This is a genomic window from Streptomyces sp. TRM64462 (assembly GCF_013362995.1).
Taxonomy (GTDB): Bacteria; Actinomycetota; Actinomycetes; order Streptomycetales; family Streptomycetaceae; genus Streptomyces.
Genome location: NZ_JABWDV010000461.1, coordinates 1 through 20,008 on the forward strand (window position 1 = coordinate 1; position 20,008 = coordinate 20,008).

The 20,008-nt window shown below is 70.9% G+C and carries 18 protein-coding genes; 5 read left to right on the forward strand and 13 right to left on the reverse strand.

Annotated elements, in window-relative coordinates:
- The 5 genes from HTZ82_RS30595 to pgl all read left to right on the forward strand — a co-directional run.
- Positions 1-1,287: transketolase C-terminal domain-containing protein (locus HTZ82_RS30595; RefSeq protein ID WP_302852294.1), on the forward strand; the 1,287-nt coding region annotated here is incomplete at its 5' end.
- Positions 1,288-1,322: 35 nt separating this feature from the next.
- A complete protein-coding gene (tal, locus tag HTZ82_RS30600) occupies positions 1,323-2,441 on the forward strand; it encodes a transaldolase (RefSeq protein WP_175412659.1) in 1,119 nt (372 codons plus the stop codon).
- A 4-nt stretch (positions 2,442-2,445) separates the two neighbouring features.
- Positions 2,446-3,969, forward strand: a complete 1,524-nt coding sequence (zwf, locus tag HTZ82_RS30605) for a glucose-6-phosphate dehydrogenase (RefSeq protein ID WP_175412660.1) — start codon at positions 2,446-2,448, stop codon at positions 3,967-3,969.
- The gene (gene opcA / locus HTZ82_RS30610; protein ID WP_175412661.1) at positions 3,966-5,075 is read left to right on the forward strand and encodes a glucose-6-phosphate dehydrogenase assembly protein OpcA; all 1,110 of its coding nucleotides are present in this window, start codon (positions 3,966-3,968) and stop codon (positions 5,073-5,075) included. Before zwf ends, opcA begins: the two co-directional genes overlap by 4 nt.
- On the forward strand, positions 5,072-5,857 hold the full coding sequence (gene pgl, locus HTZ82_RS30615) for a 6-phosphogluconolactonase (protein WP_175412662.1): 786 nt from the start codon (positions 5,072-5,074) through the stop codon (positions 5,855-5,857). The genes opcA and pgl overlap by 4 nt, the downstream gene beginning before the upstream one ends.
- Positions 5,858-5,932: 75 nt before the next feature.
- On the opposite strand, the gene HTZ82_RS30620 is transcribed toward pgl, so the two are convergent.
- The 13 genes from HTZ82_RS30620 to uvrC all read right to left on the reverse strand — a co-directional run bounded on the left by HTZ82_RS30620 (position 5,933) and on the right by uvrC (position 19,974).
- Positions 5,933-6,772 (reverse strand): poly-gamma-glutamate hydrolase family protein, encoded by an 840-nt coding sequence (locus HTZ82_RS30620; protein ID WP_175412663.1) that lies wholly within the window; start codon positions 6,770-6,772, stop codon positions 5,933-5,935.
- A gap of 114 nt (positions 6,773-6,886) precedes the next feature.
- Positions 6,887-8,401 (reverse strand): PH domain-containing protein, encoded by a 1,515-nt coding sequence (locus HTZ82_RS30625; protein ID WP_175412664.1) that lies wholly within the window; start codon positions 8,399-8,401, stop codon positions 6,887-6,889.
- Positions 8,398-8,898: a PH domain-containing protein gene (locus tag HTZ82_RS30630; protein WP_175412665.1), complete on the reverse strand. Its 501-nt coding sequence runs from the start codon at positions 8,896-8,898 to the stop codon at positions 8,398-8,400. The genes HTZ82_RS30625 and HTZ82_RS30630 overlap by 4 nt, the downstream gene beginning before the upstream one ends.
- A gap of 4 nt (positions 8,899-8,902) precedes the next feature.
- The gene (gene pgi, locus HTZ82_RS30635; RefSeq protein WP_175412666.1) at positions 8,903-10,558 is read right to left on the reverse strand and encodes a glucose-6-phosphate isomerase; all 1,656 of its coding nucleotides are present in this window, start codon (positions 10,556-10,558) and stop codon (positions 8,903-8,905) included.
- 153 nt (positions 10,559-10,711) lie between these two features.
- Entirely contained in the window at positions 10,712-11,047 is a 336-nt protein-coding gene (locus tag HTZ82_RS30640) for an RNA polymerase-binding protein RbpA (protein ID WP_003957010.1), read from the reverse strand.
- A gap of 128 nt (positions 11,048-11,175) precedes the next feature.
- Complete coding sequence (secG, locus tag HTZ82_RS30645; protein WP_175412667.1) at positions 11,176-11,412, reverse strand: preprotein translocase subunit SecG; 237 nt, start codon at positions 11,410-11,412, stop codon at positions 11,176-11,178.
- A 109-nt stretch (positions 11,413-11,521) separates the two neighbouring features.
- Positions 11,522-12,298 carry a triose-phosphate isomerase gene (gene tpiA, locus HTZ82_RS30650; protein WP_175412668.1) on the reverse strand — a complete coding sequence of 259 codons (777 nt, stop codon included), beginning with the start codon at positions 12,296-12,298 and terminating at the stop codon, positions 11,522-11,524.
- Between the two features lie 5 nt (positions 12,299-12,303).
- A complete protein-coding gene (locus HTZ82_RS30655; RefSeq protein WP_175412669.1) occupies positions 12,304-13,515 on the reverse strand; it encodes a phosphoglycerate kinase in 1,212 nt (403 codons plus the stop codon).
- Positions 13,516-13,641: 126 nt separating this feature from the next.
- A complete protein-coding gene (gene gap / locus HTZ82_RS30660) occupies positions 13,642-14,646 on the reverse strand; it encodes a type I glyceraldehyde-3-phosphate dehydrogenase (RefSeq protein WP_175412670.1) in 1,005 nt (334 codons plus the stop codon).
- A 334-nt stretch (positions 14,647-14,980) separates the two neighbouring features.
- Positions 14,981-15,970 carry a DNA-binding protein WhiA gene (gene whiA, locus HTZ82_RS30665; RefSeq protein ID WP_175412671.1) on the reverse strand — a complete coding sequence of 330 codons (990 nt, stop codon included), beginning with the start codon at positions 15,968-15,970 and terminating at the stop codon, positions 14,981-14,983.
- Positions 15,961-16,986, reverse strand: coding sequence for a uridine diphosphate-N-acetylglucosamine-binding protein YvcK (gene yvcK / locus HTZ82_RS30670; RefSeq protein ID WP_175412672.1), 1,026 nt, complete (start codon positions 16,984-16,986; stop codon positions 15,961-15,963). The genes whiA and yvcK overlap by 10 nt, the downstream gene beginning before the upstream one ends.
- Positions 16,983-17,942 (reverse strand): RNase adapter RapZ, encoded by a 960-nt coding sequence (gene rapZ / locus HTZ82_RS30675; protein ID WP_175412673.1) that lies wholly within the window; start codon positions 17,940-17,942, stop codon positions 16,983-16,985. Before rapZ ends, yvcK begins: the two co-directional genes overlap by 4 nt.
- A complete protein-coding gene (gene uvrC, locus HTZ82_RS30680; protein ID WP_175412674.1) occupies positions 17,935-19,974 on the reverse strand; it encodes an excinuclease ABC subunit UvrC in 2,040 nt (679 codons plus the stop codon). The genes rapZ and uvrC overlap by 8 nt, the downstream gene beginning before the upstream one ends.
- Between the last annotated feature and the right edge of the window lie 34 nt (positions 19,975-20,008).

The window sequence follows — 20,008 nt, forward strand, 5'->3', positions numbered from 1 at the left end:
TGGCCGGCGCCGAACGCGCAGAACACCGAGGCGTCGCACGGCTCCGCGCTGGGCGACGAGGAGGTGGCGGCCACCAAGCGCGTCCTGGGCTTCGACCCGGAGCAGACCTTCGAGGTCTCGGACGAGGTCATCGCGCACACGCGCCGCGCCCTGGACCGTGGCCGTGAGGCCCGCGCCGCCTGGGAGAAGGACCTCCAGGAGTGGCGCGCCGCCAACGCGGAGCGCGCCGCCGAGTTCGACCGGATCGCCGCGGGCGAGCTGCCGAAGGGCTGGGAGGAGAAGCTCCCGGTCTTCGAGGCGGGCAAGGGCGTCGCGACGCGTGCCGCGTCCGGCAAGGTCCTCCAGGCGCTGGGCGGGGTCATCCCGGAGCTGTGGGGCGGTTCGGCCGACCTGGCGGGCTCCAACAACACGACGATCGACAAGACGTCGTCGTTCCTGCCGAAGGGCAATCCGCTGCCGGAGGCCGACCCGTACGGCCGCACGATCCACTTCGGTATCCGTGAGCACGCGATGGCCGCCGAGATGAACGGCATCGCGCTGCACGGCAACACGCGCATCTACGGCGGCACCTTCCTGGTGTTCTCCGACTACATGCGCAACGCGGTCCGGCTGTCGGCGCTGATGCACCTGCCGGTGACGTACGTGTGGACACACGACTCGATCGGTCTCGGCGAGGACGGCCCGACCCACCAGCCGGTGGAGCACCTGGCCTCGCTGCGCGCCATCCCGGGCCTGAACCTGGTCCGCCCGGCCGACGCCAACGAGACGGCGATCGCCTGGCGCGAGATCCTCAAGCGCTGGACGAAGGAGTTCGGCAAGGGCGCCCCGCACGGTCTGGCGCTGACGCGCCAGGGCGTGCCGACGTACGAGCCGAACGAGGACACCGCCAAGGGCGGGTACGTGCTGGTGGACGCCGAAGGCGGCGAGCCGCAGGCCGTGCTGATCGCCACCGGCTCCGAGGTGCACCTGGCCGTGGAGGCGCGTGAGCAGCTCCAGGCCGCGGGCGTGCCGACGCGGGTCGTGTCGATGCCGTGCGTCGAGTGGTTCGAGGAGCAGGAGCAGGGGTACCGGGACTCGGTGCTGCCGCCGTCGGTGAAGGCGCGCGTGGCGGTCGAGGCCGGTATCGGGCTGACGTGGCACCGGTACGTGGGTGACGCCGGCCGGATCGTGTCGCTGGAGCACTTCGGCGCCTCCGCGGACGGCAAGCTGCTGTTCCGCGAGTACGGCTTCACCCCGGAGGCCATCGCCGCCGCCGCGCGGGAATCGATCGCGGCCGCCAAGCGCTGACGCCCACACAAGTACAAGTAGGAGATGCATCTCTCATGACAGACGCACTCAAGCGCCTCTCCGACGAAGGCGTCGCGATCTGGCTGGACGACCTGTCCCGCAAGCGGATCACGTCCGGGAACCTGCAGGAGCTGATCGACCAGCAGCACGTGGTGGGTGTCACCACCAACCCGTCGATCTTCCAGAAGGCGATCTCCGAGGGTCACGGCTACGACCGTCAGCTCGCCGACCTCGCCGCCCGCAAGGTGACGGTCGAGGAAGCCCTCCGCATGATCACGACGGCGGACGTCCGTGACGCCGCCGACATCCTGCGGCCGGTGTTCGAGGCGACGCAGGGCCAGGACGGCCGGGTCTCCATCGAGGTCGACCCGCGGCTCGCGCACAACACGCGGGCGACGGTCGCGGAGGCGAAGCAGCTGGCGTGGCTGGTGGACCGGCCGAACACGCTCATCAAGATCCCGGCCACCAAGGCGGGTCTCCCGGCGATCACCGAGACCATCGGCCTGGGCATCAGCGTCAACGTCACGCTGATCTTCTCGCTGGAGCGCTACCGCGCGGTCATGGACGCCTACCTGGCCGGTCTGGAGAAGGCCAAGGAGCGCGGCCTGGACCTGTCGAAGATCCACTCCGTGGCGTCGTTCTTCGTGTCCCGCGTGGACACCGAGATCGACAAGCGGCTCGACGGGCTCGGCACCCCCGAGGCGAAGGCGCTGCGCGGCAAGGCCGCCCTGGCCAACGCGCGGCTGGCCTACCAGGCATACGAGGAAGTCTTCTCGTCCGAGCGCTGGGCGGCCCTGGACCGGGCGCAGGCCAACAAGCAGCGTCCGCTGTGGGCTTCGACCGGTGTGAAGGACCCGGCGTACAAGGACACCCTGTACGTCGACGACCTGGTCGCGCCGGGGACCGTCAACACCATGCCGGAGGCGACCCTGGAGGCCACGGCCGACCACGGTGAGATCAGCGGCAACACGATCGCCGGCACGTACGAGCAGGCGCGTGCCGACCTGGACGCCGTCGAGAAGCTGGGCATCAGCTACGACGACGTCGTCCAGGTCCTGGAGGACGAGGGCGTCGACAAGTTCGAGGCGTCCTGGAACGACCTGCTCAAGTCGACCGAGGCTGAGCTGAAGCGGCTCGCCCCTTCGGAGGCGTAGGAACTTGTCGAGCAGCAATCCGCTGCGTGACGCCGCGGACCGACGGCTCCCGCGTATCGCGGGGCCGTCGGGCCTGGTCATCTTCGGCGTCACGGGCGATTTGTCACGCAAAAAGCTGATGCCCGCGGTGTACGACCTCGCGAACCGGGGTCTGCTGCCGCCGGGCTTCTCGCTGATCGGGTTCGCCCGCCGTGAGTGGCAGGACGAGGACTTCGCCCAGGTCGTGCACGACGCGGTCAAGGAGCACGCGCGCACCCCGTTCCGTGAGGAGGTGTGGCAGCAGCTGCTCCAGGGCATGCGGTTCGTCCAGGGCGACTTCGGTGACGACGCGGCGTTCGAGCAGCTCAAGGCCACCATGGAGGAGCTGGACAAGGCGCAGGGGACGGGCGGCAACTTCGCCTTCTACCTGTCGGTGCCTCCGAAGTTCTTCCCGAAGGTCGTCCAGCAGCTCAAGAAGCACGGGCTGGCCGAGGAGCGGCAGGGCGCCTGGCGCCGGGCGGTCATCGAGAAGCCGTTCGGGCACGACCTGGCATCGGCCAAGGAGCTCAACGCGATCGTCCATGAGGTGTTCACTCCGGACCAGGTGTTCCGGATCGACCACTACCTGGGCAAGGAGACCGTTCAGAACATCCTGGCGCTGCGGTTCGCCAACACCCTGTTCGAGCCGATCTGGAACCGGTCGTACGTCGACCATGTCCAGATCACGATGGCCGAGGACATCGGCATCGGCGGCCGGGCGGGCTACTACGACGGCATCGGCGCCGCCCGGGACGTCATCCAGAACCACCTGCTCCAGCTGCTGGCGCTGACCGCGATGGAGGAGCCCGCCTCCTTCGACGCGGACGCGCTCGCCGCCGAGAAGACCAAGGTGCTGGGCGCGGTCCGGCTGCCGAAGGACCTCGGCGCCTCGACGGTGCGCGGCCAGTACGCGGCCGGGTGGCAGGGCGGCGCGCCGGCCGTCGGCTATCTGGAGGAGGAGGGCATCGACCCGGCCTCCAAGACCGACACCTACGCCGCGATCAAGCTGGGCATCGACAACCGCCGCTGGGCGGGCGTCCCGTTCTACCTGCGGACCGGCAAGCGGCTGGGCCGCCGGGTCACCGAGATCGCCGTCGTGTTCCAGCGCGCCCCGCACTCCCCGTTCGACCACACGGCGACGGAGGAGCTGGGGCACAACGCGCTGGTCATCCGCGTCCAGCCGGACGAGGGCGTGACCATGCGGTTCGGCTCGAAGGTCCCGGGCACCTCCATGGAGGTGCGGGACGTGTCGATGGACTTCGCGTACGGCGAGTCCTTCACCGAGTCCAGCCCCGAGGCGTACGAGCGGCTGATCCTCGACGTCCTCCTCGGCGACGCCAACCTCTTCCCGCGTGTGGAGGAGGTCGAGCTGTCGTGGCGGATCCTCGACCCGATCGAGGAGTACTGGGACAAGCACGGCAGGCCCGCGCAGTACCAGGCGGGCACGTGGGGTCCGGTCGAGGCGGACGAAATGCTCGCACGAGACGGACGGAGCTGGCGCCGGCCATGAAGATCGACCTTACGGACACCACCTCCAGCAAGATCAACAAGGCGCTGGTCCAGGGGCGGCGCGCCATCGGCACCCCGGCCGTCGGCATGGTGCTGACCCTGGTCATCGTCACGGACGAGGAGAACGCGTACGACGCGCTCAAGGCCGCCAACGAGGCGTCCCGCGAGCACCCGTCGCGCACGCTCGTCGTGATCAAGCGGGTCTCGCGTTCGCCGCGGGACCGGGCCAAGGCCCGGCTGGACGCCGAGGTGCGGGTGGGTGCGGACGCGGGCACCGGTGAGACGGTGATCCTGCGGCTGCACGGCGAGGTCATCAACCACGCCCAGTCGGTCGTGCTGCCGCTGCTGCTGCCGGACGCCCCGGTGGTGGTCTGGTGGCCGGTGAACGCGCCGACGGACCCGGCCGCCGACCCGCTGGGCGCACTGGCGCAGCGCCGGGTGACCGACACGTACAACGCGGAGGACCCGGTCCGCGAGCTGGCGGCGCGCGCCGAGGCGTACACGCCCGGTGACACGGACCTGTCGTGGACGCGGATCACGCCGTGGCGTTCGATGCTGGCGGCCGCGCTCGACCAGATCGTGTGCCAGGTCGTCTCGGCGGAGGTCGAGGGCGAGGAGTTCAATCCGAGCGTGGAGCTGCTGGCCATGTGGCTGGCGGACCGCCTGAACGTTTCGGTGCGGCGCTCCGACTCGAAGGGGCCCGGGCTGACGGCCGTTCGGCTGCAGACCGACTGCGGGCCGATCGTCCTCGACCGGGCGGACGGTTCGCTGGCCACGCTCTCCGTGGAGGGGCAGCCGGACCGGGCGGTGGCGCTGAAGCGCCGCGAGACGTCCGAGCTGATCGCCGAGGAGCTGCGCCGTCTGGACCCGGACGACACGTACGCCTCGGCGCTGCGCTTCGGCGTGGACCGGCTGGCCGCGCGTGCGGAGGCGGGTCCGGAGGCGGGTCCGGAGGCCGCGGCGCCGTCCGCGGACGCAGCCGGAGCTGAGCCTTCGGGCGCTGAGCCGACGGCTGCGGGCGAGTCGGCGGCTGCGGGCGAATCGGCGGCGTCGGTGAAGAAGGCCGCCGCGAAGAAGACCCCGGCGAAGAAGGCGGCCGCGAAATGAGCGTCACGCCCCAACTCGTCGTCCACCGGGACAAGGCGCTGATGGCGCAGGCCGCGGCGGCCCGGCTCATCACCCGGATCGTGGACGCCCAGGCCGCCCGCGGCTCCGCGTCCGTGGTCCTCACCGGCGGGCGCAACGGCATCGGCCTGCTGGAGGCGCTGCGTTCGGCGCCCGCCCGGGACGCGATCGACTGGGCGCGGCTCGACCTGTGGTGGGGCGACGAGCGGTTCCTGCCGGAGGGCGACCCGGAGCGCAACGAGACGCAGGCGCGGGCCGCGCTGCTGGACAGCGTGCCGCTGGACCCGGCGCGGGTGCACCCGATGCCGGTGTCGGACGGCGCGTACGGCACGGACGCGGACGCGGCGGCCGCCGCGTACGCGCGGGAGCTGGCCCTGGCGGCGCGGCCCGAGAACCACGGCGCGGTGCCCACGTTCGACGTGCTGCTGCTGGGCGTGGGCCCGGACACGCACGTCGCCTCGCTGTTCCCCGAGCACCCGGGGGTACGGGAGACGGAGCGCACGGTGGTGGGCGTGCACGGCGCACCGAAGCCCCCGCCGACCCGTATCTCGCTGACCCTCCCGGCGATCCGGGCGGCCCGCGAGGTGTGGCTGCTCGCGGCGGGCGAGGACAAGGCGAAGGCGGCGGCGCTCGCGCTGTCGGGCCCCGGTGAGATCCAGGCCCCGGCGGCGGGCGCGTACGGCAGGGCCAGGACGCTGTGGCTGCTGGACGCGGCGGCGGCCGCGGAGCTGCCGCGGTCCCTGTACCCGCCGGCGCAGGCCTGACCGAGCGGGAAGCCCCGGTCCGTGACGTACGTCCACGGACCGGGGCTTTCGTCGTACGGTCGGGCTTCGTCGCGGTCAGAGGATGACCTGGTCGGGGTCCTGGTGGAGCGTCGCGATGGCGGCGCGGCAGGCGCCGACGAAGTCCCAGTACTTCTGCGTCGTGCTGCCGGCGCGCCCGGCGCGGGTGTTGACGGAGTACATCGCGGCGCGCAGGTCGGTGGTGAGCTCCAGCTGGCCGCCCTTGCCGAGCATGGTGAGGTTGCAGGGGTTGCGGGTGTTGACGCCGGCGAGGTCGGGGACCTCGTTGCCGTCGCGCCAGACGATGCCGACCTTGTCGAACTCGGCCTTCAGCAGGGTCTTGAAGCGCTCGTTGAGGCCCCCGACGACCACGGCCTCCGGGACGGTGCCGGCCTGTGTGGCCGTACAGCCGTGCAGGCTGAGCACGTTGAGGCTGGAGCGCACCATCGAGTGGCAGACGTGGTCGTCGTTGTTCTTGGCGGTGACGTGCAGTTCACGGTTGTTGGAGCTGCGCAGGCCCTCGAACATCCAGTAGTCGTGCACCCCGAGGCCGTCGTCGACGGGCTGGAGCGTGTCGGGGCGGTAGCCGGCTATGCCGAGGCACAGCTCCGAGGTGCCCATCTCGATGCCGCCGCCGTGCATGGCGAGGACGGTGGTGCGGTTGTACGGGTATCTCTCGGTGTAGCTGTGGTCGAACAGCTCGTGGCGCTTGTAGCGGCGGGCGAACTCGACGCCCTCCTGTCCCGCCAGTTCCGTGTAGAGGTGGGTGTTGGAGTCGTACAGGTCGAACTCGCCGGTCGCGTGGGCCTCGCCGGCGGCGAGGCCGCCCAGGACGGGGCCGCTGACGGCGGCGGTGGCGAGCGCGGTGAGCACGGTACGTCGGCTGGTGAACGTCATGGCCCTCATGATCACCGTCTCCGCGCTGGGCAGAGCCCTCCAGCGGTTGTGGAGTAGGTCACTCTCCCCGGGAGCGGGCGCGGGCGTCCTCGCGGCGCGGCGGGCGCCTCGTGCTCAGGTGTCCTTCGCGGAGCCCCGTATCAGGAACGGTTCCAGGAGGTGGGGGACCGCGGCGGAAGCGCAGTGGAGGGCCTCCGTCTCGTCGGCGTCGTGGATGGCGTAGGCGCCGTCGCCGGCGGCTGTGGTGGCGGTGACGGTGAGCAGTCCGGCGCGGCGCTGGAAGTAGGACTGCTTGAGCGTCCAGCCGATGACGCCGCCGCGCTGCAGGGCGACCGTGGTGCGGCGCAGGGCGCCGGAGCGGGCCACGAGGTAGTCGCCGTGGATGCCGTGGCCGAGGTTCCGGTACGCGTCCAGGGCGAGGAGGACCGCGGCGGGCAGCAGGACCGGGGCGCAGGCCCCCGCGGCGTACAGGAGAGCGGGCGCGTCCAGGGCGGCGCCGAGCGCGGCGAGTACCAGCACCGGGAGCAGCGCGGCGGTCAGCGACCAGCGCAGGCGCCGGCTGCGGGCGGCGCGGGGGTGCGGGGTGAGCGGGGCGCCGGTGGGCGACGCGGGCTCCCGCAGGACGCGCGCGGCGACACCGTCCGCGACGGCCCGGGGCACGGCGGGCAGCAGCGTGCTGTGGTCGGCGTGCTTGTCGTCGTCGTCCTGGACGAGGCCGGTGGCGATCGCGTCGACCCGGGCGGCGCGCAGCAGCCGTACGCCGAGCGGCTCGACGAGTTCGACACCGCGCAGCCGCCGCTCCTCGATGGACAGGGAGCGTGCGGTGAGCAGTCCGCGCCGGACGCGGAGCGTGCCGCCGGGTTCGCGTTCGAGGCGGTAGTGCCACCACATCTCGACCCACAGGGCGAGCGCGCCGATGACGCCCGCGAGGAGCGCGGCGGCGGCCAGTGCGGCGATCAGCCACACCAGGGGCGTCTCCTGGAACACGCCGCCGATCCAGTCGATGACCTCGCTCTGCACGCCGAACCATTCGCTGATCTGCATCAGACCGCCGGCCGCCGCACCGCCGAGCAGCGGGGCGACGAACGACACGGGGGCGTAGCGGATCCAGGTGGGGTCCAGGACGGCGAGCTCGCCGTCGACAGCCCCGGAGGTGCCGGCGGCCGGGGCGCGGTCGAGCAGCTCCCGGCGCAGCCGTTCGCCCTCGGCGCGGGTGACGGGGTCGAGCTCCAGCGTGGACTCGCCGCCGGTGTTCTCGCCGGTGCCGATGCGTACCTTGACCAGGCCGAGTATGCGCAGGAGCAGGTTGGCGGTGAGGTCGACGCTGCGGATCCGCTCCCGGGCGAGGGAACGCCGTTTGACGAGGACCAGTCCGGTGCGCAGCTCGGCCCGTTCGGCGCCGATCCGGTAGCGCGTCCTGCGCCACCGTACGTAGTCCAGGCCGGTGCCGCCGGCGACCAGGACGGTGGCTCCGGCCGCCACGAGGAGCAGCGCCTGCCACACGGCCATGCCCCGGGCGAGGCCGAGGAACGCGGGTACGGCGCCGCCGGCCGCGACCCCGCACATGACGAGGGCGGTGACGAGCAGCGTCCGCCGGTCGAGGCGCCGCCACTCGCCGTCGGTGCTCATGTCGCGTCCCCGGGGGTGTCGCGGGTGATGCGGGTGAGCCGCTCGGCCAGATCGGCGGCCAGCCGGTGGTCGAGGCCCGCGATGGTGACCGCGCCCTTGGCGGAGGCGGTGGTGACCGTGACCGTGGCGAGCCGGAACGCCTGCTCCAGGGGCCCGCGGACGGTGTCCACGGTCTGGATGCGGGACATCGGGGCGATCCGCCACTCCTGCCAGAAGAAGCCGGTCCTGACGTACACGGCGTCGTCGGTGACCTCCCAGCGGTGGACCTTGAACCACCAGCGGGGGAAGAACGCGGTGCAGGCGAGCCCGGCCACCGCGACCGCGCCCGCTGCGGCCAGCAGCCATGTCCTGGCGGGCTCCACGAAGCCGCCGACCACGGCCAGCGCGACCGTGGGCACGGCGGTCGTCAGCAGCCACTGCGCGCGCCACCAGGTGACCGCGCGCTCGTCCAGCGTGTTCCTCGGCGGCCGCAGCCGCACCGCGTTCTCCCCCGCCATCACGTCACCGCGCCCGCAGTGCCCGGTACGCGGCGGCCAGGGCCGCGGTGGAGCTGTCGAGGTCCTCGCCGCCCACGCCTTGCGTCAGGACGGGTTCGATGCGCTTGGCGAGGACCTTGCCGAGTTCGACGCCCCACTGGTCGAACGAGTCGATGTTCCAGACGGCGCCCTGGACGAACACCTTGTGCTCGTACAGCGCGATGAGCTGGCCGAGCACGGACGGGGTCAGCGCGTCGGCGAGGATCGTGGTCGTCGGGTGGTTGCCGTGGAACGTCTTGTGCGGCACCAGTTCCTCGGCGACGCCCTCGGCCCGTACCTCGTCCGGGGTCTTGCCGAAGGCGAGGGCCTGCGTCTGGGCGAAGAAGTTGGCCATCAGCAGGTCGTGCTGGGCGACGAGCCCGGGCCGCAGGTCGTCGACCGGCTTGGCGAAGCCGATGAAGTCGGCCGGGATGACCTTCGTGCCCTGGTGGATGAGCTGGAAGTAGGCGTGCTGCCCGTTGGTACCGGGCGTGCCCCACACCACCGGGCCGGTCTGCCACTCGACCGGATTGCCCTCGCGGTCCACGGACTTGCCGTTGGACTCCATGTCGAGCTGCTGGAGGTACGCCGTGAACTTGGACAGGTAGTGCGAGTAGGGCAGCACCGCGTGCGACTGGGCGTCGAAGAACGCCCCGTACCAGACGCCGAGCAGACCGAGCAGCAGCGGGGCGTTCTCTTCCGGCGGGGCCGTGCGGAAGTGCTCGTCGACCAGGTGGAAGCCGTGGAGCATCTCCCGGAACCGGTCCGGGCCGATGGCGACCATCAGGGACAGGCCGATGGCGGAGTCGTACGAGTAGCGGCCGCCGACCCAGTCCCAGAACTCGAACATGTTGGCCGTGTCGATGCCGAAGTCCTGGACCTTGTCGGCGTTCGTCGACAGGGCAACGAAGTGCTGGGCTACGGCTTCCTGGCCGGCCTTCAGCTCCGTGAGCAGCCAGTCCCGCGCCGAGGTGGCGTTGGTGATGGTCTCGATGGTGGTGAACGTCTTGGACGCGATGATGAACAGCGTCTCTTCGGCGTCGAGGTCGTGGAGGGCCTCGTGCAGATCGGCGCCGTCCACGTTGGAGACGAAACGGAACGTCAGGTCGCGGCGGGTGTAGGAGCGGAGGGCCTCGTACGCCATCGCCGGGCCGAGGTCGGAGCCGCCGATGCCGATGTTGACGACGTTCTTGATGGGCTTTCCGGTGTGGCCGGTCCACTCGCCTGACCGAACGCGCTCGGAGAAGGCGGCCATCTTGTCGAGGACGGCGTGCACGGCCGGCACCACGTTCTCCCCGTCGACCTCGACGACCGCCTCGCGCGGTGCGCGCAGCGCGGTGTGGAGGACGGCCCGGCCCTCGGTGGTGTTGATCTTCTCGCCGCGGAACATGGCGTCCCGCAGCTCCGCGACGCCGGTGGCGGCGGCCAGGTCGCGCAGCAGTGCCAGCGTCTCGTCCGTGACGAGGTGCTTGGAGTAGTCCAGGAGGAGGTCGCCGACGCGCAGGGTGTGGGACGTGCCCCGCTGCGGGTCGGCGGCGAACAGTTCGCGCAGATGCGTCTGGCCCAGCTGCTCCCGGTGCTTGGCCAGGGCGGCCCACTCGGGCGTCCGGGTCAGCCTCGGACGGCTGCTTTCTGCGTTCATTTGGACATCAGCCCACTTCTTCTCGTACCTGCCTGATTGCCCCGCTGCCCCTCCAACCTAATTGATCTGAAGGCGTCCCACGGACTTGTCCACAGGCATGAAAGGGCCCTGGCGCGAAACCGGTGGTTCACGCCAGGGCCCTGTGGCCAACGCTCAGATCTCGCCGCGCAGTTTGGCGAGCGCCTCCGCCAGGATCGCCTCGCCGTCCGCGTCGCTGCGCCGCTCCCTGACGTACGCGAGGTGCGTCTTGTAGGGCTCGGTGCGGGGCGGGTCCGGCGGGTTGTCCCGGTCCTGGCCCGCCGGGAAGCCGCACCGGGGGCAGTCCCAGGTGTCGGGGACCTGTGCGTCGCTGGCGAAGCTCGGCTGTGTCTCGTGCCCGTTGGAGCACCAGAAGGAAATGCGGAGCCGGGGTGCGGACTCGCCGCGCTCGGCCTCCCCCATCGGCCCCGCCCCGACCCGGCTTCCCCGGATCGCGTTGCCACTTGCCACGGTCGTCACTCCCTGCGTGATGGTGCTCGAGGATGCCCCAGTCTACGTAAGGCCCAACGCGCGTCCAGTGAGGGGAGTTACCCGGCTCACAGGACGCGGGACCGGCGAAACCGGTGTGCGAGCGGCGCTCAGCCTTCCAGCTTGATGAGCAGACCGACGACGATGATGCAGGCGACCCAGAGGAGGCCGACGACGATGGTGATGCGGTCGAGGTTACGCTCGGCGACCGAGGAACCACCGACGGACGACTGCATACCGCCACCGAACATGTCGGAGAGACCGCCACCCTTCCCCTTGTGCATCAGCACCAGCAGCATCAGCAGCAGGCTGAACACGATCAGGGCGATCGAGAACCCCATAATCACGGCTGGACCCTACTTCCTGGCAATTCTCTCGGACTGGATGGACGACGGGGGCCCGGGCGGTACAGCCCGGACCCCCGCAAGGGTACGACGGATCGGCCTTACCGCATACTCACTGGTCGCGGAAGCGGACGATCTTGACGAACTCCTCGTCGTCCAGCGAGGCGCCGCCGACCAGGGCGCCGTCCACGTCGGGCTGCGCCATGATCGCGGCGATGTTGCCGGCCTTGACGGAGCCGCCGTACTGGATGCGGACCTTGTCGGCCAGCTCCTGCGAGTACAGCTCGGCCAGGCGGCCGCGGATGGCGCCGCAGACCTCCTGGGCGTCCTCCGGGGTGGCGACCTCGCCGGTGCCGATGGCCCACACCGGCTCGTAGGCGATCACGATGGACTCGGCCTGCTCGGCGGGGACGCTCTTCAGGGCGCCGTCGAGCTGGGCGAGCGTGTACGGGACCTGGTCGCCGGCTTTGCGGACGTCGAGGCCCTCGCCGACGCAGAGGATCGGGGTCAGGCCGTGCTTGTAGGCGGCCTTCACCTTCTCGTTGCAGGTGGTGTCGGTCTCGCCGTGGTACTGGCGGCGCTCGGAGTGGCCGACGGCGACGTAGGTGCAGCGCAGCTTGGCCAGCATGGCGCCGGAGATCTCACCGGTGTACGCGCCGGAGTCGTGCACCGACAGGTCCTGGGCGCCGTACTTGATCTTCAGCTTGTCCGAATCGACCACGGTCTGCACGGACCGCAGGTCGGTGAACGGCACCAGGACGGCGACCTCGACGGCCTCGTGGTCCTTGTCGGTGAGGGCGAAGGCGAGCTTCTGGACGTGGGCGATGGCCTCGAGGTGGTTGAGGTTCATCTTCCAGTTGCCCGCCATCAGCGGGGTACGTGCGGTCACGGTGTTCAGTCCTCCAGAGCGGCGAGGCCGGGAAGCGTCTTGCCTTCGAGATATTCGAGGCTCGCGCCGCCACCGGTCGAGATGTGGCCGAATGCGTTCTCGTCGAAGCCCAGGGTGCGGACGGCCGCGGCGGAGTCGCCGCCTCCGACCACGCTGAAGGCCGGGGAGTCGACGAGCGCCTGGGCGACGGCCTTGGTGCCCTCGGCGTAGTCGGGGTGTTCGAAGACGCCCATCGGACCGTTCCAGAAGACGGTCGCGGCGTCCGCCAGCTTGGCGGCGTACAGCTCGCGGGTCTTCGGGCCGATGTCCAGCCCCTCCTGGTCGGCGGGGATGGCGTCCGTACCGACGGTGGTGGGGTTGGCCGGGGCCTTCGTCTTGAGGTCGGGGAACTCGGGAGAGACGAGTACGTCGACGGGGAGGACGAACTCCACGCCGCGCTTCTCGGCACGGGCCAGGTACTCCAGGCAGGCCGGGATCTGGTCCTCCTGGAGGAGGGAGATGCCGACCTCGTGGCCCTTGGCCTTGAGGAAGGTGTACGCCATGCCGCCGCCGATCAGGATGCGGTCGGCCTTCTCCAGCAGGTTCTCGATGACGGCCAGCTTGTCGGAGACCTTGGCGCCGCCGAGTACGACGACGTACGGCCGCTTGACGTCCTCGGTGAGCTTCTTCAGGACGCCGACCTCGGAGGAGATGAGGTAGCCGGCGTACGCGGGCATGCGGCGCGGCAGCTCGTACACGGAGGCGTGCTGGCGGTGGACGGCGCCGAAGCCGTCGGCGACGTACACGTCGGCGAGGGCCTCCAGGCGGGCGGCGAGCTCGGCGCGGGCGGCGGGGTCCTTGGACGTCTCGCCGGGGTGGAAGCGCAGGTTCTCGATGACCGCGACGTGACCGGGCTGCAGTCCGTTGACCGCGTCGTGGGCCTCGCTGCCGATGGTGTCGGCGGCGAACGCCACGGGGGCGCCGAGCAGCTCGGCGAGGCGCGCGGCGGCGGGGCGGAGGGAGAAGGCCTGGTCCGGTTCGCCCTTGGGGCGGCCGAGGTGGGAGGCCACGACGACCTTGGCGCCCGCGGCGGTGAGGGCCTTGATCGTCGGCAGGACGGCGCGGATGCGGCCGTCGTCGGTGATGGTGGTGCCGTCCAGCGGCACATTGAGGTCGGCGCGGACGAATACCCGCTTGCCGTCGACACCTTGGGCGAGAAGTTCGTCGATCGTCTTCATCGGTGGTGGCTCCTTGGAGAGAGGGGGTGTCGACGCAAGCGACAGGGCTCGTACAGCGCGGCGTCGCGCTGCCCGAGCCCTGCGCTCACATCGAGTGCCTGCCCTGCTTCTGGTACTGCCGATATATCAGAGACGGCTGCCGACGAAGACGGTGAGGTCGACGAGGCGGTTGGAGTAGCCCCACTCGTTGTCGTACCAGCCGACGACCTTGACCTGCTTGCCCTGGACCATGGTCAGGGAGGAGTCGAAGGTGCAGGAGGCCGGCCAGTTCACGATGTCGGAGGAGACGATCGGGTCGCTCGTGTACTCGAGGATGCCCTTCAGCTGGCCCTCGGCGGCCTTCTGGAAGGCGCTGTTGATCTCGTCCTTGGTGACCTCGCGGTCCAGCTCCAGGACGAGGTCGGTGACCGAGCCGGTGGGGACCGGGACGCGCATGGCGATGCCGTCCAGCTTGCCCTTGAGCTGCGGGAGGACCAGCGCGGTGGCCTTGGCGGCACCGGTGGACGTCGGGATGATGTTCTCGGCCGCGGCGCGGGCGCGGCGCAGGTCCTTGTGCGGGAAGTCCAGGATGCGCTGGTCGTTGGTGTAGGCGTGGACCGTCGTCATCATGCCCTTGACGATGCCGAAGTTCTCGTCGAGGACCTTGGCCATCGGCGCCACGCAGTTGGTGGTGCAGGAGGCGTTGGAGATGACGTGGTGACCGGCCGCGTCGTACTTGTCCTGGTTGACGCCCATCACGATGGTGATGTCCTCGTCCTTGGCCGGAGCCGAGATGAGGACCTTCTTGGCGCCGCCGGCGATGTGCTTCTCGGCGTCGGCCTTCTTGGTGAAGATGCCGGTCGACTCGATGACGATGTCGACGCCCAGCTGACCCCAGGGGATGTCGGCCGGGTTGCGCTCGGAGAGCACCTTGATGGTGTGGCCGTCGACGGTGATGGTGTCGGCGGTGTGGGACACCTCGGCCTTGAGGCGGCCCAGGATGGTGTCGTACTTCAGCAGATGCGCGGTGGTCGCGGTGTCACCCAGGTCGTTGACAGCCACGATCTCGATGTCTGCACCCTGCTCCAGCAGCGCGCGGAAGTAGTTACGACCGATGCGGCCAAAGCCGTTGATGCCTACGCGGATCGTCACGAACCGATCTCCTCGTTGGTACGCCGGGTACCGACGCCCGGCGAGCTGTATTTGGGATGTCCCCGACCGCTTATGACCCTACCCCTCCCGGGCCTCCGGAGTGACATCGAGCGCCTGCGTAAAGGGCCGATCTCGCAACCTACTGGCGAGTAGCTGATATTGGCCGCACGAATGTGACAGGCGAGCTTCAAATGTGCATATGACAACCCCCGCCGGGCGCCCTGAATTCCAGGGCGCGGCGGGGGTGAACAACGATGCGAAAGCTTTTTTCCGGCAGGCGTGTTGAGGTGTTGACGTGGTTGAGGGAACGGATGAGCGGGAACGGATCAGCGGATCATCCGACCAGACCGTCGGCCATTTCCTCCGTCAAATTCGACTCCGTACCCGGGATGCCCAGATCCTGGGCGCGCTTGTCGGCCATGGCGAGGAGACGGCGGATACGGCCCGCGACGGCGTCCTTCGTCAGCGGCGGGTCGGCAAGTGCGCCGAGCTCCTCCAGGGAGGCCTGCTTGTGCTCCATACGGAGCCGGCCTGCCGCCGCGAGGTGCTCGGGCACGTCCTCGCCGAGGATCTCCAGGGCGCGCTGCACACGGGCACCGGCGGCGACGGCGGCGCGGGCCGAGCGGCGCAGGTTGGCGTCGTCGAAGTTGGCCAGCCGGTTGGCCGTGGCACGGACCTCGCGGCGCATCCGCCGCTCCTCCCAGGCCAGCACCGACTCATGGGCGCCCAGCCGCGTCAGCAGGGCGCCGATCGCGTCGCCGTCACGGACGACGACCCGGTCCACGCCCCGTACCTCGCGGGCCTTCGCGGCGATGGAGAGCCGCCGCGCCGCGCCGACCAGCGCGAGCGCGGCCTCCGGGCCCGGGCAGGTGACCTCCAGGGACGAGGAGCGGCCGGGCTCGGTGAGCGAGCCGTGCGCCAGGAACGCGCCGCGCCAGGCGGCCTCGGCGTCGCACGTGGCGCCCGAGACGACCTGCGGGGGCAGGCCCCGGATGGGGCGGCCGCGGCCGTCGACCAGGCCCGTCTGGCGGGCCAGCTGGTCGCCGCCCGCCACCACGCGCACCACGAACCGGGAGCCGCGGCGCAGCCCGCCGGGTGCCATCACGATCAGCTCGGAGCTGTGCCCGAAGATCTCCGCGATGTCCCGCTTCAACCGCCGCGCCGCCATCGCCGTGTCCAGCTCGGCCTCGATCACGATGCGGCCGCTGACGAGGTGCAGGCCGCCGGCGAACCGCAGGATCGACGAGACCTCCGCCTTTCTGCAGCAGGTCCGGGTGACGGGGAGCCGGGAGATCTCGTCCTTCACCGCTGCCGTCATCGCCATGGGCCGATCCTTCCATGCATCCGAAAAATACGGTCGTACGCGGCGGCCAGCAGCTCCGGGTCGTGCTTCGGCAGGCCGTACTCGCTGGCCACCGGGGCCAGCTCGACCGCGGCACCGAGCCGCTTGGCGGCGTCCGACAGCGACTCGCGGTCGGGCACGGCTGCCTCGTCGGCCAGCACCACGTCCAGGGCGAGTTTAGGGGCGTGTCGGGCCAAAACCTCCAAATGACGCTGCGGAGAGAAGCCGGCGGTTTCACCGGGCTGCGGAGCGAGGTTCAGCGACAGGACCCGGCGGGCCTTGGTCTCGACGAGGGCGTCCAGCAGTTCCGGCACCAGGAGGTGCGGGATCACCGACGAGAACCAGGAGCCGGGGCCGAGGACCACCCAGTCGGCGTCCAGCACGGCGGCGACCGCCTCCGGGACGGCCGGCGGGTCGTTCGGCACCAGGTGCACGGACTGGACCTCGCCGGGCGTGAGCGCCACGGTGGCCTGGCCCCGCACGGTGTCCACGTCGTCGGGGCGGGCCGGGTCGTGGCCCTTGACCAGGGCCTGGAGCTCCAGGGGTACGGCGGACATGGGCAGCACCCGGCCGTGGGCGCCGAGCAGCCTGCCGACCAGGTCCAGGGCCTGGACGTGGTCGCCGAGCTGCTCCCAGAGGGCGACGATCAGCAGATTGCCGACGGCGTGCTCGTGCAGGTCGCCCTGGGACTGGAAGCGGTGCTGGATGACCCGGGCCCAGGTCTGGCCCCAGTCGTCGTCGCCGCACAGGGCGGCCAGCGCCTTGCGCAGGTCGCCGGGCGGGAGCACGCCGAGCTCCTCGCGGAGCCGGCCGCTGGAGCCGCCGTCGTCGGCGACGGTGACGACGGCGGTCAGGTCGCCGGTGATCCGGCGCAGCGCGGCCAGCGAGGCGGACAGGCCCATGCCGCCGCCGAGGGCGACGACCTTGGGCTGGGCGCCGCGTCTGCGGAGCGTACGGGCGGACAGGGTGCTCGTACGCCGTCGGTACGGGCGCTTCACTCGCGCCCCATGTCCCGGTGGACGACGACGGTCTCCACGCCCTCGGATGCGAGGCGGGCGGCGATCTTCTCGGACATGGCGACCGAGCGGTGCTTGCCGCCCGTGCAGCCCACGGCGATGGTGACGTACCGCTTGCCCTCGCGGCGGTAGCCGTTGGCGATGAGCTGGAGCAGCTCCGTGTACCGGTCGAGGAACTCCTTGGCGCCCGGCTGGTTGAAGACGTAACCGGAGACCTCCGCGTTGAGGCCGGTGAAGGGGCGCAGCTCCGGGACCCAGTGCGGGTTGGGCAGGAAGCGGCAGTCGACGACGAGGTCGGCGTCGACGGGCAGCCCGTACTTGTAGCCGAAGGACATGACGGTGGCCCGCAGCTCGGGCTCCTCGTCGCCGGCGAACTGGGCGTCCATCTTGGCGCGCAGCTCGTGCACGTTCAGGCTGGACGTGTCGATGACCAGGTCGGCGTCCCCGCGCAGCTCGCGCAGCAGGTCCCGCTCGGCGGCGATGCCGTCGACGATGCGGCCGTCGCCCTGGAGGGGGTGCGGGCGGCGCACGGACTCGAAGCGGCGGACGAGGGCCTCGTCGGAGGACTCCAGGAAGACGATCCGGCGGGTGACCTGCTTGGCGTCGAGGTCGGCGAGGGACTCGCGGAGGTTGTCGAAGAACTGGCGGCCGCGGACGTCGACGACGACGGCGATCCGCGCCACGTTGCCCTGGGAGCGGGCGCCGAGCTCGACCATGGTGGGGATGAGGGCAGGCGGCAGGTTGTCGACGACGAACCAGCCGAGGTCCTCCAGGCACTTCGCGGCCGTGCTGCGGCCGGCTCCGGACATGCCGGAGATGATCACCAGCTCGGGGATGGCCGCCTCGGCGGCCTCGCCGGCCTCGATCGTCGTGCCCGTAGTCACGTCTGCTGCTCCGTCTTCTGGTCGGTCGTCGTCCTGCGAGATGTGGTCATTCATGTCCGGATCCCCGTCCATGCGTGGTCCCCCCGTCGTCGTCTTCAATGATCTCTCCTGTCGCCGTGTTCACGGCGGGACCTGCCGGGGCTGCCTGGGCGAGGGCCGCGGCGACGGCCTCGGCGGTCTTGCGGCCGAAGCCGGGCACCTCGCAGATCTGGTCGATTGTCGCCTGCCGGAGCCGCTTCACCGAACCGAAATGCTTGATCAGCGCCCGTTTGCGGGCGTCCCCGAGGCCGGGGACGGTGTCCAGGGGGCTGGTCCTGAGGCGTTTGTGGCGCTTGGTTCGCTGGTAGCGGATGGCGAAGTCGTGGGCCGTGTCACGGACCCGCTGGAGGAGGTACAGGCCCTCGCTGGTGCGGGGCAGCACGACCGGGTCGTCCTCGTCGGGCAGCCAGACCTCTTCGAGGCGCTTGGCGAGGCCGCACACGGCGACGTCGTCGATGCCCAGCTCGTCCAGGGCGCGGCGGGCGGCGGCGACCTGGGGCTTGCCGCCGTCGACGACGACGAGCTGCGGCGGGTAGGCGAACTTCTTCGGGCGGCCGTTCTCGTCGGTGCCGGTGTCGGGGGTCTCGGCCGGGACCTCGCCGTTCACGCCGCTCGCGCCGTTCCGGCCGATCCACTCCCCCGTCTTCTCCTTCTCCGCCAGGTAGCGGCGGAAGCGGCGGCTGATCACCTCGTGCATCGAGCGGACGTCGTCCTGCCCCTCGAAGCTCTTGATCTGGAAGCGGCGGTACTCGCTCTTGCGGGGCAGCCCGTCCTCGAAGACGACCATGGACGCGACGACGTCCTCGCCCTGGAGGTGGGAGATGTCGAAGCACTCGATGCGCAGCGGGGCGGTGTCCAGGCCCAGGGCGTCCGCGACCTCCTCCAGGGCGCGGGAGCGTGTGGTGAGGTCGCTGGCGCGCTTGGTCTTGTGGAGGACGAGGGCCTGCTGGGCGTTGCGCCCGACGGTCTCCATCAGGGCCTTCTTGTCGCCGCGCTGCGGGATGCGCAGGGAGACCTGGGAGCCGCGGCGGCCACTGAGCCACTGTGTGACGGCGTCCAGGTCCTCGGGCAGGGCGGGGACGAGGACCTCGCGGGGGACGGCGTCGCCGCTCTCCTCGCCGTACAGCTGCTGGAGCGCGTGCTCGACGAGCCCGGCGGTGTCGACGGCCTCGACCTTGTCGGTGACCCAGCCGCGCTGGCCGCGGACCCGGCCGCCGCGGACGTGGAAGATCTGGAGGGCGGCCTCCAGCTCGTCCTCGGCGACGGCGATGAGGTCGGCGTCGGTGGCGTCGGCCAGGACGACGGCGCTCTTCTCCATGGCCCGGCGCAGGGCCTCTATGTCGTCGCGGAGCCGGGCGGCCCTCTCGTACTCCAGCTCCTCGGCGGCCGCCGCCATGTCCTTCTCCAGGCGGCGGATGTACGTGCCGGTGCGGCCGGCCATGAAGTCGCAGAACTCCTCGGCGAGTTCGCGGTGCTCCTCGGGCGTGACGCGGCCGACGCAGGGCGCCGAGCACTTGCCGATGTAGCCCAGGAGGCAGGGGCGGCCGGTGCGGGCGGCGTTCTTGAACACGCCGGACGTGCACGTGCGGACGGGGAAGACGCGCAGGAGCAGGTCGACGGTCTCGCGGATGGCCCACGCGTGCGCGTACGGGCCGAAGTAGCGCACGCCCTTCTGCTTGTGGCCGCGCATGACCTGGACGCGCGGGAACTCCTCGTCGAGGGTGACGGCGAGGTACGGATAGCTCTTGTCGTCGCGGTACTTGACGTTGAAGCGGGGGTCGAACTCCTTGATCCAGGAGTACTCCAGCTGGAGCGCCTCGACCTCGGTGGAGACGACGGTCCACTCGACGGAGGCAGCCGTGGTGACCATGGTGCGCGTGCGCGGGTGGAGGCCCGCCAGGTCCTGGAAGTAGCTGGCGAGCCTCTGGCGCAGGGACTTGGCCTTCCCGACGTAGATCACCCGGCGGTGCTCGTCACGGAATTTGTAGACCCCCGGCGAGTCGGGGATCTGTCCCGGCTTGGGGCGGTAGCTGGAGGGGTCTGCCATGCCTCACACCCTACTGGCGTGCGGTGACAGGCCG

What these genes read in the sequence shown, in the direction of transcription:
- tal (WP_175412659.1), top strand. Translation starts at nt 1,323, where the DNA reads ATGACAGACGCACTCAAGCGCCTCTCCGACGAAGGCGTCGCGATCTGG.
- opcA (WP_175412661.1), top strand. Translation starts at nt 3,966, where the DNA reads ATGAAGATCGACCTTACGGACACCACCTCCAGCAAGATCAACAAGGCG.
- pgl (WP_175412662.1), top strand. Translation starts at nt 5,072, where the DNA reads ATGAGCGTCACGCCCCAACTCGTCGTCCACCGGGACAAGGCGCTGATG.
- HTZ82_RS30620 (WP_175412663.1), bottom strand. Translation starts at nt 6,772, where the DNA reads ATGACGTTCACCAGCCGACGTACCGTGCTCACCGCGCTCGCCACCGCC.
- HTZ82_RS30625 (WP_175412664.1), bottom strand. Translation starts at nt 8,401, where the DNA reads ATGAGCACCGACGGCGAGTGGCGGCGCCTCGACCGGCGGACGCTGCTC.
- HTZ82_RS30630 (WP_175412665.1), bottom strand. Translation starts at nt 8,898, where the DNA reads ATGGCGGGGGAGAACGCGGTGCGGCTGCGGCCGCCGAGGAACACGCTG.
- pgi (WP_175412666.1), bottom strand. Translation starts at nt 10,558, where the DNA reads ATGAACGCAGAAAGCAGCCGTCCGAGGCTGACCCGGACGCCCGAGTGG.
- HTZ82_RS30655 (WP_175412669.1), bottom strand. Translation starts at nt 13,515, where the DNA reads ATGAAGACGATCGACGAACTTCTCGCCCAAGGTGTCGACGGCAAGCGG.
- whiA (WP_175412671.1), bottom strand. Translation starts at nt 15,970, where the DNA reads ATGGCGATGACGGCAGCGGTGAAGGACGAGATCTCCCGGCTCCCCGTC.
- rapZ (WP_175412673.1), bottom strand. Translation starts at nt 17,942, where the DNA reads ATGAATGACCACATCTCGCAGGACGACGACCGACCAGAAGACGGAGCA.
- uvrC (WP_175412674.1), bottom strand. Translation starts at nt 19,974, where the DNA reads ATGGCAGACCCCTCCAGCTACCGCCCCAAGCCGGGACAGATCCCCGAC.